Annotated in this window: 15 protein-coding genes; 8 read left to right on the forward strand and 7 right to left on the reverse strand. The window is 60.9% G+C overall.

Going from position 1 to position 17,980, the window contains the following annotated elements:
- Positions 1-10 precede the first annotated feature (10 nt).
- Genes ptsP through VGN12_03525 form a run of 3 tightly spaced genes read left to right on the forward strand, consistent with a single transcriptional unit; the run spans position 11 to position 6,213 of the window.
- Positions 11-1,771, forward strand: a complete 1,761-nt coding sequence (gene ptsP / locus VGN12_03515) for a phosphoenolpyruvate--protein phosphotransferase (GenBank protein ID HEY4308499.1) — start codon at positions 11-13, stop codon at positions 1,769-1,771.
- A 16-nt stretch (positions 1,772-1,787) separates the two neighbouring features.
- A complete protein-coding gene (locus tag VGN12_03520) occupies positions 1,788-4,400 on the forward strand; it encodes a prolyl oligopeptidase family serine peptidase (GenBank protein HEY4308500.1) in 2,613 nt (870 codons plus the stop codon).
- A 55-nt stretch (positions 4,401-4,455) separates the two neighbouring features.
- The gene (locus VGN12_03525; protein ID HEY4308501.1) at positions 4,456-6,213 is read left to right on the forward strand and encodes a glutamine--tRNA ligase/YqeY domain fusion protein; all 1,758 of its coding nucleotides are present in this window, start codon (positions 4,456-4,458) and stop codon (positions 6,211-6,213) included.
- A gap of 68 nt (positions 6,214-6,281) precedes the next feature.
- Here VGN12_03525 and VGN12_03530 read toward each other — a convergent pair whose 3' ends face one another.
- Both VGN12_03530 and VGN12_03535 read right to left on the reverse strand, forming a co-directional pair.
- Positions 6,282-7,475, reverse strand: a complete 1,194-nt coding sequence (locus VGN12_03530; GenBank protein HEY4308502.1) for a class I SAM-dependent methyltransferase — start codon at positions 7,473-7,475, stop codon at positions 6,282-6,284.
- Positions 7,472-8,080, reverse strand: a complete 609-nt coding sequence (locus VGN12_03535; protein HEY4308503.1) for a hypothetical protein — start codon at positions 8,078-8,080, stop codon at positions 7,472-7,474. Before VGN12_03535 ends, VGN12_03530 begins: the two co-directional genes overlap by 4 nt.
- Before the next feature lie 164 nt (positions 8,081-8,244).
- Between VGN12_03535 and VGN12_03540 the strand changes: the two genes are divergently transcribed.
- Complete coding sequence (locus tag VGN12_03540) at positions 8,245-9,351, forward strand: Gfo/Idh/MocA family oxidoreductase (protein ID HEY4308504.1); 1,107 nt, start codon at positions 8,245-8,247, stop codon at positions 9,349-9,351.
- A gap of 266 nt (positions 9,352-9,617) precedes the next feature.
- Positions 9,618-10,286, forward strand: a complete 669-nt coding sequence (locus VGN12_03545) for a DUF6690 family protein (GenBank protein HEY4308505.1) — start codon at positions 9,618-9,620, stop codon at positions 10,284-10,286.
- A 55-nt stretch (positions 10,287-10,341) separates the two neighbouring features.
- Here VGN12_03545 and VGN12_03550 read toward each other — a convergent pair whose 3' ends face one another.
- From VGN12_03550 to VGN12_03565, 4 genes are all read right to left on the reverse strand, one after another.
- A complete protein-coding gene (locus VGN12_03550; GenBank protein HEY4308506.1) occupies positions 10,342-10,704 on the reverse strand; it encodes a hypothetical protein in 363 nt (120 codons plus the stop codon).
- Between the two features lie 32 nt (positions 10,705-10,736).
- A complete protein-coding gene (locus VGN12_03555; GenBank protein HEY4308507.1) occupies positions 10,737-11,873 on the reverse strand; it encodes a DUF1559 domain-containing protein in 1,137 nt (378 codons plus the stop codon).
- Between the two features lie 217 nt (positions 11,874-12,090).
- Positions 12,091-13,023 carry a diadenylate cyclase gene (locus VGN12_03560; protein HEY4308508.1) on the reverse strand — a complete coding sequence of 311 codons (933 nt, stop codon included), beginning with the start codon at positions 13,021-13,023 and terminating at the stop codon, positions 12,091-12,093.
- Positions 13,024-13,270: 247 nt separating this feature from the next.
- On the reverse strand, positions 13,271-14,776 hold the full coding sequence (locus tag VGN12_03565) for a hypothetical protein (GenBank protein HEY4308509.1): 1,506 nt from the start codon (positions 14,774-14,776) through the stop codon (positions 13,271-13,273).
- A 486-nt stretch (positions 14,777-15,262) separates the two neighbouring features.
- Here VGN12_03565 and VGN12_03570 point away from each other — a divergent pair, with 486 nt between their 5' ends.
- Together VGN12_03570 and VGN12_03575 are read left to right on the forward strand one after the other, a co-directional pair.
- A complete protein-coding gene (locus VGN12_03570) occupies positions 15,263-15,697 on the forward strand; it encodes an Rrf2 family transcriptional regulator (GenBank protein HEY4308510.1) in 435 nt (144 codons plus the stop codon).
- Between the two features lie 100 nt (positions 15,698-15,797).
- The gene (locus tag VGN12_03575; GenBank protein ID HEY4308511.1) at positions 15,798-16,331 is read left to right on the forward strand and encodes a DUF3365 domain-containing protein; all 534 of its coding nucleotides are present in this window, start codon (positions 15,798-15,800) and stop codon (positions 16,329-16,331) included.
- A 54-nt stretch (positions 16,332-16,385) separates the two neighbouring features.
- On the opposite strand, the gene VGN12_03580 is transcribed toward VGN12_03575, so the two are convergent.
- Positions 16,386-17,078, reverse strand: coding sequence for a HEAT repeat domain-containing protein (locus VGN12_03580; GenBank protein ID HEY4308512.1), 693 nt, complete (start codon positions 17,076-17,078; stop codon positions 16,386-16,388).
- A 426-nt stretch (positions 17,079-17,504) separates the two neighbouring features.
- On the opposite strand from VGN12_03580, the gene VGN12_03585 reads away from it, so the two are divergent.
- Positions 17,505-17,980 (forward strand): hypothetical protein (locus VGN12_03585; GenBank protein HEY4308513.1); only part of this gene is annotated, 476 nt, incomplete at its 3' end.

Genomic DNA, 17,980 nt, shown 5'->3' on the forward strand with positions numbered 1-17,980 from the left:
CGATTTTGGCATGCGAAAGGGAATTGGCGTCTCGCCGGGCGTGGTGATCGGGAAAGCGTACTGCATTCACGAGATCTTCGTTAACCCGAAGACCCGTCGTCTGGCCGAGGACAAGATATTCGCCGAGCTGCGGCGGTTCGAGCTGGCGCGCGAGCGGACGGCCGCGGATTTGCGCGCTTTGCATCAAAAGGTGGCCACCCAGGTCGGGGCCGAGCAGGCGGCCGTCTTTCGTGCGCACGAGACGATCCTTCATGACCCGGCTTTCACGGCCAAGGTGCGCGAACGGATCGTCGACCAGCGCGAAGCGGCTCCCGCCGCGCTCGAGCATGTGCTGGCGGCGTACACCGCGCTCTTCACGCGCATGGACGACGAGTATCTGCGCGAGCGGCTGGTCGACGTCCGCGACGTCATCATTCGCCTGTCGGGGCATCTGTCGCCCGTGCTGGCCAAAGACCCGGAAGAAGGGAACGGTCCTCTGATCCTCGTGGCCAGCGAACTGTTGCCTTCGCAAGTCGTGGCGCTGGGGAAGCGCGAAGTGGCAGGCATTGTCACGCAGTCTGGGGGACAGACGAGCCACGCGGCGATCCTGGCCCGCAGCCGTGGCGTGCCGGCTGTCAGCGGCGTGCAAGGCATTTTGAAGGCTGTGAAAAATGGCGACACCGTGGTCGTCGACGGTAGCTCAGGCCACGTGATCGTCAATCCCGATGCCGAAGCCGAAAGCGCGTATCGCAAGCTGCAACGCGAATTCATTCATCTGAAGGACGTGCTGGCCGAGAATCGGGACCTGCCGGCTGTGACGGCCGACGGTACGAACGTCGAATTGCTGGCGAACGTCAATAGCGTTGACGACGCGCGCGCTGCGTCCGCCATGGGGGCCGCGGGCATTGGGCTGTTTCGCACCGAGTATTTGTTCCTTACGCATCCCAACGTACCGGACGAGGAAGAGCAACTCGCGGCCTATCGCGCCATCATTGAGGCCAGCCCCGGCCATCGTGTCACGATTCGCACGCTGGACCTGGGGGGGGACAAGACGATTCCCTACCTGGGACACGACCGCGAAGCGAATCCTTTTCTCGGTTGGCGCTCGATTCGGCTGTCGTTCGAGCATCCGCAGTTTTTTACCACCCAGATTCGGGCGATTGTCCGCTCGGCGTTTCAAGCGGCGAAATCGCCGACCAATGTGCGGATCATGTTTCCGATGATTACCACGTTGGAAGAGATGCGGCGCGTCCGCGCTATGGTGCATCGCGTGCGCCGCGCCATGCACGCCGAGGGGGACAACGTACACGACCTGCCGATCGGCCTGATGCTCGAGGTGCCGGCGGCCGCGGTGTCGATCGAGCAGATGCTGGAAGTGGTTGATTTCGTATCGATCGGCTCGAACGATCTGGTGCAATACCTGATGGCCGCCGATCGCGATAACCCCAAGGTGAGCCACCTTTGTCAGCCCCTCAGTCCGCCGGTGCTGAAGGTGCTCAGCGGTGTGATCGCGGCTTGTAACCGGGCCGGCAAGCCTGTTACGTTGTGCGGCGAAATGGCCGGACAGCCACGGGCATTTGTCCTATTGATCGGCATGGGGCTGCGCAGTTTCAGCATGAGCCCGGCCTTCATCCCGATGATCAAGGACCTGACGCGACATCTAACGATCCAAGATGCGGAAGAAATTCTGGCCGGCGCGATGCGTCTGAAGACGACGAGCCAGGTCAATCAGTTCATGGCCAAGCAAATCGCGCGAATCGCGCCAAACCTGCGCCCGCTCGATTCGCAATAAGCCCTTGAGGACTTCGATGAATCGGCAATATTGCGGCTGTAAGTTTCTCTCGGTTGTGGTCAGCATGGCAATCGGCAGTGGGGCGATCTTATTGGGAGATGTAGCCCTGGCCGCTGAGCAATCGCCGGACAAGACGATCGCCATCAAGTCCGAGTCGGGCATCATCTATCCCACGCCGCGGCGCAGCGATCAGACCGACGATTACCACGGCCGGCAAGTAGCAGATCCCTTTCGCTGGCTCGAGGATACCGACAGCGCCGAGACGCGCGAGTGGATCAAGGACGAGAACGAACTGACGTTCGGCTACTTGAAATCGATCCCTGAGCGCGGGCCGATCCGGGCACGCCTGGAAAAGCTGTGGAACTACGAGAAGTACGGTATCCCAACGGCCCGCGGCGGTCGTTTCTTCTACAGTCGCAACGACGGACTACAGAATCAAAGCGTGATCTACGTTGCTGCCTCGCTCGATGCCGAGCCACGCGTGCTGCTGGATCCGAATACGCTGTCGGCCGATGGCACGGTCGCTCTGTCAGGCAGCGCCATTAGCGATGACGGCAAGTTGTTCGCCTACGGCCTGGCGACCGCCGGATCGGACTGGCAGGAATGGCGCGTTCGCGACGTCGAATCCGGTCGCGATTTGGAAGATCGGCTGCAGTGGATCAAATTTTCCGCCGCATCGTGGGCGGCCGACGGTCGCGGTTTCTATTACAGCCGTTACGACGAGCCGGATGAGCAAGCCAAGCTAACCGGCGTCAATTATTTTCAAAAGCTCTTCTTTCACAAGCTCGGCACGCCGCAGAGCAAAGACAAACTGATTTACGAACGCCGCGACGAAAAAGAATGGGGCTTCGACGGACTGGTCACCGACGACGGCCATTGGCTGGTGATCCGCGTGTGGCGCGGCACTGAGCGGAAGAACCAGCTTTTCTATCTCGATCTGACGAAGCCGGACGCCCAGGTCGTTCCGTGGATCACCGGGTTCGACGCGCAGTACGATTTCGTCGGCAACCAGGGGAATACGTTCTTCCTGCGCACCGATCTCGACGCTCCGCGCCACCGTCTGGTTGCGGCCGACGTTACGGCAACGGACCGCGACGGCTGGAAAGAATTGATTCCTGAGCAGGCCGACGTGCTGCAATCGGTCACGCTCGTGGACAAGAAGCTCGTCGCGCTCTACCTGAAGGATGCTCGCAGCCAGGTTCGATTGTTCGACACCGCCGGCACGCCGCGAGGAGAAATCGCGCTGGCGGCAATCGGCACCGTGGCGATTGGCGAGGCGCGGCAGAGCGACAAGGAGCTTTTCTATTCGTTCACCAGCTTTCTCGCCGCGCCGACGATTTATCGCTTCGATGTTGCGTCCGGCAAGACCACGGTGTTTCGTCAGCCGAAGGTCGACTTTGCTGCCGATCGTTATGTGACCGAGCAGGTTTTCTACAAGAGTAAAGACGGCACGCGGGTGCCCATGTTCATTACTCGGCGCAAGGACCTGCCGCTAGATGGCAGCAATCCGACGTACCTGTCTGCCTACGGTGGGTTTGATATTTCGCTGACCCCGTCGTTTTCCCCAGGACGCTTGGTGTGGCTGGAAATGGGGGGCATCTACGCGCAACCGAATTTGCGTGGTGGTGGCGAGTATGGCCGCGCCTGGCACGAGGCCGGCATGAAATCGCGCAAGCAAAACGTGTTTGACGATTTCATCGCCGCCGCCGAATGGCTGATCGAGAATCGCTACACACAAGCGTCACGGCTAGCCATTTCGGGTCGCTCGAATGGTGGGCTGCTGGTCGGCGCCGCGCTGACGCAGCGTCCCGAGCTATTCGGCGCGACGCTGCCGGGCGTGGGTGTAATGGACATGCTGCGGTTTCATCGCTTCACGATCGGTTGGGCCTGGGTCAGCGAATACGGTTCGGCCGATAATGCCGATGATTTTTCGACGCTGTACAGTTATTCGCCGCTGCACAACATCCGGCCTGACACGAAGTATCCGGCTACGCTCATCACGACGGCTGACCACGACGATCGCGTGGTGCCAGGGCACAGCTTTAAATTTGCCGCGACCTTGCAGGGGGCGCAGGCCGGGCCCGCGCCGATTCTGATTCGCATCGAAACCAGCGCTGGCCACGGCGCCGGCACGCCGACGGCGAAGCTGATCGAAGAAGCCGCCGACGGCTATGCATTTCTGGTTAAGGCGCTGGAGGTAAAGGTGGCCCCTGATTTCGGCAATACGGTCGATCCGCCGCGAGCGAAGAATTACGTCGCGCCGACCGAGCAATTGGTGACCGAGATTTTCGTGCGCGATCTCGAAGCGTCGGTCGCGTTCTACGAGAAGCTCGGCTTCAAGCTGCTGCGCAAGCAAGGTGGTTTCGCGGAACTGGCCTGGGAGGGGCACAAGCTGTTTCTCGATCAGCGGGCCAAGCTGCCGCCGGTACCGGACTTCCCCGCCGCCAATGTGCGTGTGATGGTGCCGGACGTCGACGCTTTCTGGAAGCGATGCAACGAAATGAAAGCCCGTGTCGTGGCGCCGATCGGCGACCGCTACTACGGCCTGCGCGATTTCACCGTCGCCGATCCCGATGGTTATGGCGTGCGCTTCGGCAGCTTGCTGGGGAGCCGGAAGAAGGCAGAATGACGACGTTTGCACCAACTCCCCTGTGCCAGACCGGGCAATTTTGGATAATTGCGGCATGCACGACAAAAAAGAAAACGCCAAGAAGCCTTCGACCCCGGAAACGTCCGACGCCGCAATACCCGGCAGTGAGCCTGAGCGCCGGCTGAATTTCGTCGAAGAGATTGTTGAAGCAGATCTCGCCACCGGTAAGTACGGCGGCCGCGTCCATACTCGCTTTCCCCCTGAGCCGAACGGTTACCTGCATATCGGGCACGCCAAAAGCATCTGCTTGAACTTTGGGCTGGCCGCGCGGTACGGCGGCAAGTGCAACCTGCGCTTCGACGATACCAATCCCAGCAAGGAAGACGTCGAGTACGTCGATTCGATCAAGGACAGCGTCCGCTGGCTCGGCTTCGATTGGGAAGACCGGCTGTTCTACGCGTCGGACTACTTCGGCCAACTCTACGATTGGGCCGAGCAATTGATTCAGGCCGGCAAGGCCTACGTTTGCGACCTCACGGGCGACCAGATTCGCGAGTACCGCGGTACGCTCACCTCGCCTGGCAAGAACAGCCCCTTCCGCGAGCGTGCGATCGACGAAAGTCTCGACCTGTTCCGCCGCATGCGGGCGGGCGAATTCCGGGACGGCTCGCGCACCCTGCGCGCGAAGCTTGATATGGCGTCTCCGAACTTGAACATGCGCGACCCGGTGCTGTACCGCATCTTGCACGCGACGCATCATCGCACGGGCGACTCATGGTGTATTTACCCCATGTACGACTTCACGCATGGTCAGTCCGATTCGATCGAAGAGATCACCCACTCGATCTGCACGCTGGAGTTCGAGAATCATCGACCGCTCTACGATTGGTTCCTCGAAACCCTGTCGATCTACCGCCCGCAACAGATCGAATTTGCTCGCCTGAATCTGACGTACACGCTGATGAGCAAGCGCAAGCTGCTGGAGCTAGTGGAAGAAGATCGGGTGAGCGGTTGGAATGATCCGCGCATGCCGACGCTGGTCGGTTTGCGGCGGCGCGGCTACACGCCCGCATCGATCCGCAGTTTTTGCGAACGCATTGGCGTGGCGAAGTTCAACAGCGTGATCGACGTGCAGGTGCTGGAGAACGCCATTCGCGAGGACCTGAATCGGAATGCACCGCGTGTGATGGCCGTGCTGCGACCGCTAAAAGTAGTGATCGACAATTATCCTGTCGACCAGGTGGACGAGCTCGACGCGATCAACAATCCCGAGGATCCGTCGGCCGGCACGCGCAAGGTTCCCTTCACGCGCGAGCTGTACATCGAGCGCGATGACTTCCGCGAAGATCCTCCGAAGGAATTCTTCCGCCTGGCCCCCGGACGCGAAGTGCGCTTGCGGTACGCGTATCTGGTCACCTGCACCAGCGTTGTGAAGGATGCGGCCGGTGAAATTACCGAGCTGCATTGCACGTATGATCCGGCCACGCGCGGCGGCAATACGCCTGACGGCCGCAAGGTAAAGGGGACCATTCATTGGGTCTCGGCCTCGCGCTCGCTGCCGGCCGAGGTGCGCGTTTATGACCATTTGTTTACGCAGCCCGACCCCAGCGATGTTCCCACCGGCGGCGACTATCGCGACAGTTTGAACCCCAAGTCGCTGGAAGTACTGAGCGAGTGCCGCGTTGAGCCGTCACTCGCAGGTGCCGCGCCGGAAAGCCGCTACCAGTTCGAGCGGCAAGGCTACTTCTGCGTCGACATGATCGACTCGCACCCGGATAAGCTGGTCTTCAACCGCACGGTGTCGCTGAAGGACTCGTGGGCCAAGATCGAGAAGGGGCAAAAGAAGAAGTAGCGGTGGGCGATTGAGATGGTGCGCTGCGCTTCGACGCCGTTCGGTAGCGCCGGTGCTCACAGAGTACCCTACGATAATCGCTCGGCCACGATGGCCGTCGGATGGCCGTCTCGCGGCAACAGGACCAACGTTGCGCTGTGATCGCCCGACAGTTTTAGTTCCTGCCGTAGCTTCTCGATATCGATATCGACACCGCGTTTCTTGATTTCCAACCGGCCGATGCGGCGCTCGCGCATCACGGCGCGCAAACGGCGCCGATCGAGCGGCAATACCTCGTGAATCGCGAAGCCGGCGAGCGCCGGATCGGCGAGCACGCGATCTCCGGTCAGATAGCCGATTCCGTACGTGATCGCCGCCAGGTCGTGCTCCGCGGCCAGGTCCGCGGTTAGCTCCGCGGCCAGCACCGCCGCATCCGGTTCGTAGAGGTATTGCCCTAACGCGTCGGCTTTCGGGGGATGCTCGTCGCCTGCGCCTGTGATCGAGCGCACTTCCGCGGCGCGCGGATCGATGATGCTGGCTCGACGTCTACCAACATCACGGGCAAGCGAGCCGAACCAGCAAACCAGTTGCCGGCACTCGCCGCCACGACTGATCCATTCCAGCTCGGCCTCGGCCGGCCAGGCATCGGGCAGCGTCGCGGCCGGCGCAAGCTTAATGCTTCCTGCGCCGCATTTGCGGCGCAACCGATCGATAACCTCGGGGCCCGGCTCGTGCAGGTCGACGCGCGTGGTGCGCCGCCCTTCGGGGCGGCGATCGGGATCGATATGCCAGGCGGCGAACTCATGAATATCGAATCTGTCGACGTCAGTCGTTGCGACCGTCACCGTGGCTTGCGGCAAGACAGCCTTGGCATTCGCTGCGGCGATCACGGCCACGGCCGGGTCACGATCGACGCCCGTCACCGGCCCGCGCGCAGCGAGCGCCAACAGATCGCCCCCGATGCCGCAACAAAGGTCGGCGACCGGCGCCCCTGTTGGAAACCGCCTGGCCTTGTACGACGCGACGAACTCGTCGGTTGCCTGCTCCAAGCCGATGGGCGTGAAGAACATTCCCTCGGCGGCCGAAAACTTTTGCCGGGCTCGGCGGCGCAGCTCGACTTGTTCCAGCACCAGGTGCGTACGTTCGGGGGATAACTGCCTGCGCAATTCGGCCGTCACGATGAGCGTCGAACGTCGATCGACGCCTGCCTTGGCCAACCATGCCTCGCCGTCCGCGGACGTGAGCCAGCGATAATCGTCCGGCGCGTTTTGTTGTTCGGTCATTGACGATCGATTTCGCGTCGGTAGCGACTGAACTTTCGCCCGATTACGTCGACGACATCCTGGCACTCTATTGCTGTTTTGGACGGCCAGACGTTCCACGGAGCGCCGAGATACGGGCAATTCATGAAGACCGATTGGTTCTCATAACGAAAGGTCGGCAGCTTTTTGTACCCGTACTCTAGATGTGCCTTCCAGAATGCCTGGTCAGGCAGTAGCTTCGGATCAGCAGTTGCGGCACGAGCTCTCTCGACTGCTGCATCGTTGCCGTTGAAGGCCTTGGAAAACTCCTCGTCGGACATGGGGTCGCCCGGTTGGAGCTCAATGACGAACGTCGTTCGCCGAGCAATTGACCGGATGTACCGGTCTTGTGCCGCATCATCCAAGAAGCCTGGCAACCCAATAGCGTTGTACACAAGGACCGGTTCGGCACGGTCGATCCGAATTTGTCCGTTGGCGAGGGTAGCCCGCCAGCCCGCTGGCATCTCTGTCTGCAGGCTCTCAATGAGATTCGCTTTCCATTGCGGCGGTGCGCAAATGGCATCTGTGAGGCTGCCCAATACTGCAAAGTACGCAACAACTGGTGACAGATAACGAGTGATTTTCATCGCCAATTGCCGGAGCATGGAGTTGGCAGGTTTCTTGCTTCGCCACGACTCGTATTGTAATCTGGGCCCACGTTTTCAACGCCAGTTATCTTTCGGTTCCCAGGGAACGCATCGCGCGCCGTCTGCAACTTGAGGCCGATTCGAACGAGCGGAGCAGCACACTCATGGCAAGCCCCAAAAAAGTACGCGTGGCGATTATTGGTCTGGGATTCGGGGCTGAGTTCATCCCGATCTACCAGAATCATCCGCACGCCGAGATGCATGCCATCTGTCAACGCTCGCCCAAAAAGCTGAAACAGATCGGCGACCATTTTGGCATCGCCAAGCGATATACGAAATACGAAGACGTGTTGGCCGATCCCGACGTCGACGTCGTACACATCAACACGCCGATCCCCGATCATGCCCCGCAAAGCCTGGCGGGCTTGCGCGCCGGCAAGCACGTGGCCTGCACGGTGCCGATGGGGACCACGGTCGAAGAATGCCTGGCTATCGTCGAGGCACAGCGCAAAAGCGGCAAGCATTACATGATGATGGAGACCGTGGTCTATAGCCGCGAGTTTCTTTACGTCAAGCAACTCTACGAGAGCGGCGAGCTGGGGCGGCTTCAGTTTTTGCGCGGTGCGCACCAGCAAGAGATGGCCGGCTGGCCTGGTTACTGGGAAGGGCTGCCCCCGATGCATTACGCCACGCATTGCGTCAGCCCTTGCTTGCATTTGCCGAACAAGCGGGCCGAAAGCGTTGTTTGTCACGGCTCAGGCCGGATCAGCGAACAACTGACGGCAAAATATGGTTCGCCCTTCGCCGTCGAGACCGCCACGATCCGCATGGCCGATTCGCCGCTGTGCTGCGAAGTGACGCGCAGCCTGTTCGAGACCGCGCGGCAGTACATCGAAAGCTTCGACGTCTACGGTGACAAGGTGACCTTCGAGTGGACGCGCATCGAGCACGAGCCATGCGTGTTGCACCGGGGTGAAACACCCGAGCGCGTGACGGTGCCCGACTTCGCGCACTTGCTGCCTGAGGGGATTCGTAAATTCACGACCAAGGGTGTGTACGACGCGGACGAGGCGCAGCACCTGTCGTTCATTCAAGGGAGCGGTCATGGCGGCTCGCACCCGCATCTGGCGCACGAGTTTCTAAGCGCCATCGTTGAAGACCGTCCGCCGCGCCCTGACGCCGGCACCAGTGCCAATTGGACGATGACCGGCATTTGTGCCCATCAGTCGGCCATGAAGGGAGGCGAGCGGGTCGCCATCCCGCAGACCTGAAAGCTTGTCAGTCTGTGACAAGTTTGGCGGCGCTCGCCGGAGCGAGCGTGCCGGACGCGCAAAGTTTTCCGCCGGCTCCGCGGCCCCCCCAGCGCGATTGAATTGGGAATTGCGCAAGCGCACGGCGAACCGGTTCTGCCCCTTGGCGAAACCGCGCCATTCGCCGCTCGAACGGCCCTATTTTGCGAGCGTCGCGGTCGATACTCACTGGATGAGTCGCGGTGCCAAGCGATGTTGGTCGCTAATTGCGGGGGCGGGAGGGAACGATGTTCGGCCGCAGCAAAACGTTCATTGCGCTGTTTCTGATGACGACCGTGGTGCCTTACGTGCTCTCGACGAGCGCGAAGTTCAACAGCCTGGTCGCGCAATACATGCCATCGAAAAGCGGTGACAAAGCGTCCCCCGAGGCATCCCCTACGGAACCAGGAGCACCCCGGGCCGAGATTGCCAAAGGCGATCCGGCCACACCTAAACCTCCGTCGCTAAAGACCACCCCCTTCCATTCTTTGGAAGAAGTATTGCGGTTCGACGTGACGACCAACTGGGTCCTATCGAATTGGCCGAGGGTATCGGCCGACCTGGCCGAGCTTGATCTGCAAGGTTACCGTGTGCCGTTGATCACCGGCACCAGCGATGCGGACGTGGCGGGCTCGCTGACCTATTACTTCAACCCCAAACAGCGCGTGGCGCGCATTACGTTCTTCGGCACGACCGGTGACACGCGCCGCCTGGTCGCATATCTCGAATCGCAGTATGGTTTTCAGCGCAAGGAAACGCCCGAGCCGAATCTTTTCTTGTACCAGGTGAAATCCTGGACGTGGGGGCAGGTGACGAGCGAGTTACGCATGCGTCCTGCGTCGGTCGTGCGCAGCGAGGTGCCGAATTCTCGCTTTGAAGTGGCGCTATTGATGGACCGGCCGAAGTCGATGGACTGACCGGCCTCGTCTAGGTTGCTGTGCCCGCTCTCGATTCACTGCCGGGTCGCGCACGTCAATCGTTGCGTAACTCGCGAACAATTCTGCGCTGGGCTTTGACCGATTTCTTCAGCGTCTTGCGCGCCTTGTCCCAGTTCCCATCGCGCGCCGTAGCAATGACATGCTCGAAGTGTTCGAAGGCGGGTTGCGAGAGCTTGCCGTCCGTGTGCAGCGCCGTTAGTTTTGCGGCGCATTGATCGAGCAACGTGGTGTCCTTGGCCGTGATGGCCGTCCACAGGGCGTCTGCCGTCTGCCATGCGTCTTCGTCCTGGGCAAACTGAGGTGGCTGTGCGCAACCGCTGGCGATCACGAGCAATAGCAGAGCAAGAAGCGCCGTCGCGGCATGCCTTGTCTGCCGTGAAAGGACAAGGCATGCCATGCGGAGAATCGGAAATGCGTCTGCCCTGCACATCACCACGCTCCGCTCGCGACGTCCGCTTCGTTCCGTGTCGACAACGCCACCCAGACCCAGGGATCGATCTCTTCGCGAATGAATCGCGCTGAGCCGTCTCCCAGGCTCACGTTGGCGCCGCCAATATGCTCGGAATACATCTCGTCGGTATGGCCGAACGGGTTGTTCGGCGCGTGAATGATCACTTGCGGCTTATCGTGCGGGTCGGGACCGCTGTGCGCGCCGACCAGACAGCCTGCGCTATTGCAGTCCGATGGCCAAGGGAACAAATCGAGCCGGGGACAGGTTGCGGCGCCTGGCACGACGCCGACCCACGTCTTGTTACTCAAAAAAGACGTGTGCTCGCCGAGGAACACGGTGTTCGATAGCCCATCAGTCACGTCCGCCGGACGGGTGCGCGCGTTGCGATAGAACGGCCCGTTCAGGCTGGCCAGCTTGTTGCCGTTCTCGACGATCGGTTCCGGAACTTCGAAGTTGTACGAGTAGGGCGTCGTTCGCCCCCACGGCTGCGAGACGCCGGCGTTCGTTACGTAATGCGAGTGCGCGAAGAAGATCCGTGGCACGAGCGCGACGCCATGCACCAGGTCGCCCGAGTCTTTCTCGACAACGAACCCGTCGCTGCCGCCGGTGACGGACGGACAGAGGAAAGCGGGCAGTTGCGTGGTGGCCGAAGCGGCGTTCACTGGTGCCCAGCAAGGCACGTTCAAATCGAAACTGTCATACAGTGCTTGCTGCTCGATGAACGGAAGCGTCAATGTTCCCCAGGCAAAGCCCGTGGGCCCGTTTCGATTGTCGTCGCCGTAGGAAATGCCGTACTGCGTTCCATTGGCGTACGAATCTCCGACGTACGCCGGCGGAAAAACTCCCCTGACGTTCTCGAACGACAACAGGCCAAGCCCCAGTTGCTTGAGGTTATTCAGGCACTGACCGCGGCGCGCCGACTCGCGTGCGGCTTGAACGGCCGGCAGCAGCAGGCCCACGAGCAGACCAATGATCGAAATGATCACTAGCAGCTCGACCAGCGAAAAGCCGGCGGTCGTCGAGGGTCGTGCGCGTTTTGTCCGCACTCTTGCCATGCTGAGAGCCCCATCGAATCCGGCCGCCACGGTTACGGCGACCCAGAGATTCGATTTCACCGCATGATATCTGATGTTTTGTGCATTGCAATACATGTTTTTGACAAATCAAAATTTGATAGAGCAAAGGCGGTCGGTTGAAAAATGCCAGAGTCAGTGAGGGCGCGATTAGGGCTCGCCTGGGTGGAAGCCCGCCGGGCGATTTACAGGCAGGTAACGGAGCGGCGGCTGATTGTCGGCAGGCTATGCGTAGCCGCTATGCCGCGGGCGATCGGACCTAGTGATCCGCGCCCCCTTCGTGCTCGAGATCCTTCCACTTCATCGGGCGGCGGAAGGGCTCGATCCGCAATACGACCTCGCCGTCTTGAAAGACACGGACCGTGCCGTTCGACTCGCTTACGGCGACTGCCACGGCCTTGGTAGCGCGACTGATGGCGGCGGCCGCCCAATGCCGGGCGCCGAGCCCCTTCGACAGTGTCACGTCGGCCGCCGAGGCGTCCAGATATTGTGCGGCTGCCTCGACCGTGCCATCCGGCGCGACGAGTATGGCGCCGTCCATTTGCGCGATTTCTTTGATGGCCTCGCGCACGCGCACCGACTTTAGATTTCGTTCGCGACGGCTGTAGCCTTTGACCGGATCGAAACTGGCCGGATGACTCATGCGACGCACCTTGGGGGTGTCGCCGACCACGAACAACGTGCCGACCGGTTTTCCTTCGCGCCCTTCGCGACCGATCTCCACCGCCAGGTTCAACACGGTTTGCAACGTGTCGAGCGGCACGCGCGTCTCGAGCTGACGCAAATCGCGAACGGTCAATCGGCCGAGGTGATCGCCGAGATCGATCAAGCTGATCGAGTCGATCGAGTGCGGTTCGAATCCGCCGTACAACGCTACGACCCGCGCTCCGCTGGCCAGCAAATCGTCGGCCACGGCATTCAAGAGGGCTTGCGACAGCTTCTCGGGCACCGGCGTGTCGAAGGCATCAGGCAAGATGACCGAATCGAACCCGGCTTGAGCCGAGCCGGCGACGGCCGACGCTTTGTCCGCCGCCAGCACGATTTTCTGATCGCCGCTCAGCTCTTTGAGCTGTTGCCAGTCGAGTGGATCTTCGAGTAGCAGCAGGATGGCATCCACTCGCACGGCAGCGGCCAGGCGCACCGCCGCCTGAAAGATAATCAGGAACTCCTCGCTGGGGCGTGCGGGGGTCATGCGCTAGGCGAATACCACGAAGGGATCGGGAGAAACGAGCGCGGCCCCGCAGCGCCACGATCGCGACGGGGGCAAGTGCCGAGAATGTACGGGTTTTCGCCGTCTCGGGCAACAGGAGCCGTTGGCCGCGGCATCTTCCAATACCGCAAGGATTTGCCTAAATCCTGTTCGCGACGTGTGCGATTTCGGCAATGAGAGCACCGCGATCCAGTGATCGCGGCGAGCTTTATGAGCGGCGTGTGAAGAATCAGTTGCGGGGCCGTGGCGGCGCCGGACGATTGGCTCGCGATGGCGGCGTCGATGGAGCCCGGCGCGTGGTCCGCGTCACCGCCTTGCGGGGCGCGGGGGGCGTGTTGTCGGTGAAGGTCACATCCGGATCACTGGGGGGGAAGTTCCCCGCCACGTTGTCCTCTTCTTCCGCGGCACGGTCGAGCGGCTTGAAGACGCGCGAGTCGTAGATCGCCAGGGCATGCAAAGCATGGCCCAGAGGACCGACGGACCACTCCTCGCTCATGCCGTCGTGAAGGACGCCCGACAGGTACTCCACGGCCTTCACGGTTCGCGGCGACTGCAATTCGTCCTCGGGCAGAGAGTAGGACAGCCACTCCAGGATGTGCCCCGAGGTTTGAATACGACGGCCGAGGTCGGGACGCGCGCCGGGGCCTTTGAACCACTCCGTGCTGAACGACCCATCGGGATTTTGCAGCTTCGTAAAGGCGTAGTTGTGATAATCCTCGAGATACTTCTGGGCGCGGCGGAACTCACCAGTCATGGGCCGGCCCGACATTTCGCGCTTTCGCACGCCGTATGCCAACCCCATCAGGCGATGGGTACCGCCGCAAGCGGCGCCGACGATGGGCTGCGAGAGCTCTTCGCGGATCAATCGTTCGATCGACCAGGTCTGACCGGTCGAATTCTTCCAGCGCGAATCGATATCCAAGTAGTAGCTCAGCCCGATTAGCTTGAAGGTGAGTTCCATACCGGTCTGACAGCCGAGCTTCTCGGATTGAATCAGATCTTCGAGTGTGAACTGCTGGTTGCCCACCTTAATGGGACAATTGGTAGCGATGTTCCACTGAGCCAGAATGGCCAGGAATTGGCCGGGATGCCCTTGCACCTGCGGCCCTTTGCGTGCCGCGAGCTTGCCCTCGGTGACCTCGAGGATTCGAGTTCCCTTGCAGTCGCCGTTCCAGCACAGCCAGGAAATGGCGTTAACCGTCGGACCGTCCGGTCCGTTACGATTCAGGTTCGAACTGGCGCCGTAGGCCACGATCGAGTGCATCACTTCCCAGGGATTGTGATCGCGCGTATTCAGTCGCTTGTTGTGATAATGCCCTAGCGTCTCGCGAATTTGCTCGCGCAGCATCGACATGCGCGGTGTCAATCGTACGGCGTGGCGGCGGAACGCTTCGCTTTGTGGCTGTTCGATCGACGCGGATGGTTCATCATCCGGAGAAGGCGCGTCTGCTGGCGGCACCGCGCCAGCGTCGGTATCGTCTTCGCAATTCGCGGGTTCCGTTGTGGTTTCGGCCACCGGTTCCGCCGCGGGCGAATTTTCCTTCGATTCCGCTTTTTCGTCGTCTGGCGCGAAACCGAGACCGCTACCTTCCAGGCTGATGTAGACCCCTTGCGGATCACTGCCGGACATCGTGCGCGAACGCACCCCCGCCGCCACTCCAATCGCGGACATCGCGAGAGCGGCAAGTACGATGGATGTTACGAGGCCGACGGCGTACAGACTGTGTCGCTTCATAAATATCGAATAGCTGCCGTACGTGGAGTAACGACCGCGGTCAGATGAGAGTCGCGAGATGGCTGGGCACCATCAGGCGGAACGATTCAGGGAACCAAGGTCATCGTGGATAGTGGTCCGCCCGGGCTTCCCCTGGCCAAAGACGCGGCATTTCATGATTCGGCCAGGAACACCCCGACGGCCGTAAGTCTCCCGGATGCCGCCACTTCCGGGCTCACAGCGCAGACTCACGGCGCGGGGTTGGTAGGTGTTGTATCGGTAGAACCGCGTCCAGGCCTTGACCACCCAACGGAAATGCCAGCTTCCGAAAGCAGCTAGCTGCGGGCATAAATCGACGCGATGGCAGCCAGAGTTGAAGTTGCCGAGGTCCGTTTGAAGAGACCGCACGCCCTGATTCTGGCACGCGGAACCAACTACTTGACCTGGAACGCCGACCTTGTTATTTCTAAAACAAGTAAAACATGCACCACTAATGAATCTTTATCTATGCGACTTGCACTTTTAACGGATTACGCCCTGCGAACCCTGATTTACCTGGTCGGCAAGCCGGGGCGATCCAACATCCACGAGGTGGCTGATTTCTATCGCATCTCGCCGCATCACGTGGCGAAGGTTGTCCACCGGCTAGCACGATTGGGGTACGTGCGCAGCATTCGCGGCATTGGTGGCGGTATCGAAATGGCCCGGGACGCGAACGAGATTCGCGTCGGGGAAGTGATTTTGGCCTTCGAGGGGCAGATGCATTTGCTGGAATGCGTCGGCACTCCGAAGGTTTGCGTCATTCAGCCGCAGTGTCGCTTGCGAGAAGTGCTGGCCGAAGCCGAACGCTTGCAACTGGAATATCTCAACAGTGTGCGCCTCTCGGAAATCGTGAAACCTGGCGGCCAGTTGGCCGATCTTCCGGTCTACGAATTGCGCTGAGCACGTGTCTGAAGCTCACCACGTTTGCCTGCCCGTGTACTGTGCGGTCCGCGGCCGCTCCCGCCTCGTTTGCCCACCCGTCCTTCTGGAGACCAACATCATGTTGCGTCACTTTCGCTCGTTAACCGTATTGATCGTTTTCGGCGTGACGACGAGTGCGTTTTTTCTGATGCAGGCCCGTTCGTCCGAGCCGGCAAAAACAGATCCGGCGATCGAGCGCGCGCGGGATACGACGCGCATGCTGGACGATTTGTACAAAACGGCCGTCGTGCTAATTACCGAGCACTACGTCGAAGTCGATTCCGACCTGCCTGCAGGCACTGCCGCGATTGCGCTATTCGATGCGATGAAGAAGAAGGGCTGGCACGAGGTGCGCTTGCTGGACGCGACCGGACAGCCCATCGAGGAGAAAAATGCTCCTCAAGACGCCTTCGAAAAAGAAGCCGTTGCGCAATTGCTCGCGGGCAAAGCCTGGCATGAAGAAATTGTCGAGCGCGATGGGAAGCGTTACTTACGCGCCGCCACGCCGCTGCCGGTGGTTCTTGCCAAATGCACGATGTGCCACGAGCATTACAAGGAAGCGAAGGCCGGCGAACCGATCGGCGCATTGAGCTATACGCTGCGGATCGAATAGTGCCGTGTCAGTCGCGTCAAATCGTCCACAACGAGGGGCGAGAATACGCGGCGGCTAACGGAACCAGCCGAGGAATCGCGAGGCGAACGACGGCTGCTCCGGCGCCTGACCTGTTTTCGCGAATTCGCGCCAGGCCCCTAGGTCGGTTCCGAGGTCCTTGCCCGAGATTTCCTTGAGCGACGCGACGGCTCGGTGCTGCATGGCCGGATCTTGATCTTCCAGCGCATCGCCGAGCGCCGGCATTGCGGCGGTTGCCTTGGTTGCGCCGAGACCTCGTGCCGCGGCCAATCGCACGTCCATGTCGGCTTCGTCGCTGAGGACGTGCGAAAGCTCGGTCGCGGCCAGTTGACCGCCGTGACGGCCCAGCCCTTCGCAGGCGGCAATTCGCACGTCGCGCTCGTGATCGTGCAGGCCGGCGGCGAGCATTGACGCGGACTTCTCCGTGGGGAAATGTCCCAGCGTGCGGAGAACCTGGGCGCGCAGGATCGGGTCTTGCTCGTGAGCGATTCCCTGCGCGAGTTCTTCCGAGATGCGCAGTTGAAGTTCGGGGCTCATCTTTTTGGCGTTAGCGCTGAGCTGGCGCAATTGCTCGATCTTGTCGCGCGGCGTCACGATCTTGGGACCCGGCTCTTCTTTCTTTCCACCGAGCCAGGTGGGCCGTTTCGGCATGTGCATCTGCGCGCAGCCGCCGACGAGCCAGATGCATAGCGTTAGCGCTAGCAAGTGCTTGCCGTGCCGGATGCCCATGCGAAATAGACCGTCGATTGGACTCGGGGCAGAACGCCCCCTTGGTGAAAGGGAAGCGGACTATACACGCGACCTCGGTAACAGCCAAGACGACTCCGGCGCGAACAGCAAAGTCTGCGAAGGACGACCGCAGCTCCCAGACTGCCGAGGCGGTTTCCTTGCCGAAACCTCGGAATTCTTGGGGTCCTAGGCAACGCTCTCGCGCTTGCTAGCTATCCCTTCCCCTATCTGGACGACATTGACTGGCCCGGCGGCTCATCCGTAGAGTCTGCCCCCTGCTCGGTCCGGTTTCACGGCTGTTTGCCACTGGATATCAGCCGCGGCACGGCCACACTTCGGCGTTTCTTCTGCTAACGTAGTAAATGAGTGCCGTGTTGCCGGGTATCGTCCGGCCGACGCTCCTCTCTTGGATCGCAACAATCGCGCATGCGTGAATACTTGTCCTCTTCGCAGACGTTCTTCGGACGGCTCATGACGGCGGTCCTTGCGCTAGGGTTTTTCGCCGGGCCCGTGCTCGGGCTCGATAAAGTCGTCTCGCGGAAAGACGATCGCGAGCGGACGATCCTGGGACAGGTATTGGTGAAAGCCGAGGATGGCGGGCTGCTGTTAATGTCCCCCGACGGCACGCTCGACACCGTGCCCCCGGAAGAGCTTGTCTCGCATGTCGAGGATGGGAATGAGTTCAAGCCGTATTCATCCGCCGAGTTGGCTGCGCGGCTGCTGAAGGAATTACCGACCGGCTTCGATGTTCACACGACCAAACATTATTTAATCGCCTACAACACCTCGAAGTCTTACGCGCAGTGGTGCGGCTCGCTGTTCGAACATCTGTACGGCGCGTTTACGAATTACTGGACTCGGCAAGGCTTCGAGCTGCGCACGCCGGAGTTTCCGCTCGTGGC

It is taken from the genome of Pirellulales bacterium, from assembly GCA_036499395.1.
In the GTDB taxonomy this organism is placed as follows: Bacteria; Planctomycetota; Planctomycetia; order Pirellulales; family JACPPG01; genus JACPPG01.